Source organism: Cobetia sp. (genome assembly GCF_983723665.1).
Genome location: NZ_CFDJES010000098.1, coordinates 2,881 through 5,619 on the forward strand (window position 1 = coordinate 2,881; position 2,739 = coordinate 5,619).

Consider the following 2,739-nt stretch of genomic DNA (forward strand, 5'->3'; position numbering starts at 1 on the left):
CCGTTTCACGAGCAGATCAAGCCCTCGCTGGGTGGCCAGGTCGGCCGGGTCCACCGTCTATGGCGCACCGCCATCACCAGCGCGGTGCGTAGCCTGGACATGACGGAATCGCGCTGGACGGTCATGGTCCATCTGGAAAAGCTCGGCGAGGGCTGTACCCAACAGATGCTGGCCAGCGAGCTGGGCATCGAGATGCCGTCGCTGACGCGCACCCTCAACCAGCTCGAGGCTCAGCAGCTGATCGCCCGCGTGCCACACGAGACCGACAAGCGGGCGCGTTGCCTGTGGTTCACCGAGCAAGGCCGCCAGTGCCTGACCCAGTTGACGGAGCGCATCGAGCGAGTGCGTGCCGAGCTGTACGTCGGTTTCGATGACGAAGCGCTCAATGCCTTCGCCCGCACTCTGCTCCAGTTCGAAGACAATGCCAGCGCCAGCATCGCGCGCTCGCAGGCCGAATATCAGCGGAGTCGTCAGGGGTGACATCCGATCAGCGCTTTCGGCGCTGGGTGCGGTCTGCATCGCGATGCTGCTGATCTACTTGATGCATGCGCTGCTCAATCGTTTTGCGGTGACGCGTCTGATTCGCCCCGCCGCTTGAGGCAGTCGTTCCCGGTCGAGACTGCCGGCGCCCCGCGAGCGGCGGATCAGCGTGGCGCGTCGTAGCGCCCTGCGATGCCGTGGGTGAACACCACCTGCCACAGCTGCAGCTGGCGGGCGCGGAAGGCGCCTGCGCAGGCGCCGAGATAGTACTCGAACATGCGCTTGTCGCGCGGTGAATAGGTATCGGCCAGCTCATGCCAGTGCTGGTCGAGATTGGCGCGCCACGCCATCAATGTCGGGTCGTAGTCGGCGCCGAAGTTGTGCCAGTCCTCCATCACCAGATGCGCTTCGCTGGCGCGTACCAGCTGACTGGCGCTGGGCAGCACGCCATTGGGGAAGATGTAGCGGTTGACCCAGGGGTCGGCCGAGATATCACTCTGGTTGGAGCCGATGGTATGCAGCACGAAGCGTCCGCCGGGGCGCAGCAGGTGCGCGGCATGGGCAAAGTAGGTGGCGTAGTTCTTGTGGCCGACGTGTTCGAACATGCCAATCGAGGCGATGGCATCGAAGCTGCCCACCGTGCGCCGGAAGTCAGGGTCGCGATAGTCCTTGAGCAGGATTTCCACCGGTAGCCCTGCGCAATGCTCACGCGCCAGCGCGGCCTGTTCGGCGGAGATGGTGATGCCGACGACCTCCACGCCGTAATGGCGCGCGGCGTAGGCGGCAAGGCTCCCCCAGCCACAGCCGATATCCAGCAGGCGCATGCCGGGCGCCAGCCCCAGCTTGCGACACACCAGATCCAGCTTGGCCTGTTGCGCCTTGCCCAGGTTCTCCGCGCTCACCGGCAGGTCTTTCCAGTAGCCGCAGCTGTAGCACAGGGTGTCATCCAGCATGCGCGTGAAGAGGTCATTGCCGAAGTCATAATGCACCTTGCCGACCACGCCGGCGCGGCGGCGGCTCTGCAGGTTGATCACCCCGGCCTGCAGGCGATAGGCGATGCGCTCGCTGGTGGTGTGGGCGCGGCTGCCCAGGCCATGTCGCAGCAGGCGACAGATCATCTCGTCGATCTGCTCGCAGTCCCACCAGCCTTCCATGTAAGCCTCGCCCAGTCCCAGGCTGCCTTGCTGCAGCACCCGTCGGAATAGGTCCGGATGGCGAACGCGAATGTCCCAGGGATCAGGCCCGTTGAGCCTGACGCCGGAACCTGCCAGCAGATGGTCGACGGTGCGTCGATGACGGGTGTCGGGGAGTGCAACGGGGGCCAGGCGTTGTTCGATACTCATGGAAAAGCCTCCTTGACGGCGCGCGGGCGCAGAGAGTCCTGATGGGTTCGTCATGGCGTATGGCAGTGATCGACAGTCCCCGGGCGATAGGGCTGTCGAACGTCTCGCATGGCAATGCGCGAGCTTCATGCTGCGAGGTGCATGCAGCGAGGTTGCAGGTACAGCGTCCGAGTCGCCACTGGCGTGCCACCCGGGCGGCGGGGGCTCTCTCTTCACCAGTTTCATCTGGCGATCAGGGGCGGCGCTGGGACAGCTTTCGTCTCAGCATAGTCAAGAGTCGTCTAATGCGGTGACGCAATAGACTGATTTGTGGGGCAACCGATGGTTGCGCCCTCGGAACTCAAGTGCCGCAGTGTAGGTTTCCCTGGGTTATCGCTTGGTGTCGGAACGCAAGAAAGCCGCCCTTGGGGGCGGCTTTCTGACGGATGCTGCGCTTTCGCTTTCGCCGTCGTTGCGACTTTCGCTTTCGCGTTCGAGCGCGCTGTCAGGTCACGCTACCTGACGGGGGAACGCCTCAGCGGCAGCGCACGGTCCAGACGACCTTGTAGCCTTCGCCTTCATGGGTGGCGGCAGCCATTTCGGTGTCTTCATTGACGGTGCCACCTTCCAGCTGGTCATTGCCATCGGCGGCCTTGGCGGTGGCGTCGTGCGGGCCGAAGACGCGCGAGTCGAGCACATCGTACTTGTCGCGGTCCTGCTCTTCACACACCTCGAGCGCGCGTTCCTTGACCTGCGCGATGGCATCATCGCGGTCTTCATCGACGGCGCTGACTTCGTAGCGCGTGTCCTGCTTCTCGATCACGCTGGTGTTGCCGCAACCGGCGATGAAGGCGGAACCGACGATGGCCAGGGTCATGCAGGAATTGCGCAGGGCGTTGGATGTCAGGGTCATGATCTCTCCTTGAAGTGTCTTTCA

3 protein-coding genes are annotated in these 2,739 nt (G+C 64.0%); 1 reads left to right on the forward strand and 2 read right to left on the reverse strand.

Translation table 11 applies throughout. The features are described 5' to 3' along the window. Positions 1 to 480, forward strand: a 480-nt coding sequence (locus AC4FAH_RS10420; protein ID WP_490245990.1) for a MarR family winged helix-turn-helix transcriptional regulator, incomplete at its 5' end; no start/stop codon positions are given. 164 nt (positions 481 to 644) lie between these two features. On the opposite strand, the gene cfa is transcribed toward AC4FAH_RS10420, so the two are convergent. Together cfa and AC4FAH_RS10430 are read right to left on the reverse strand one after the other, a co-directional pair. Further along, a complete protein-coding gene (gene cfa / locus AC4FAH_RS10425; RefSeq protein WP_287024535.1) occupies positions 645 to 1,823 on the reverse strand; it encodes a cyclopropane fatty acyl phospholipid synthase in 1,179 nt (392 codons plus the stop codon). 514 nt (positions 1,824 to 2,337) lie between these two features. Then, entirely contained in the window at positions 2,338 to 2,715 is a 378-nt protein-coding gene (locus AC4FAH_RS10430) for a hypothetical protein (RefSeq protein ID WP_175088637.1), read from the reverse strand. Positions 2,716 to 2,739 lie beyond the last annotated feature (24 nt).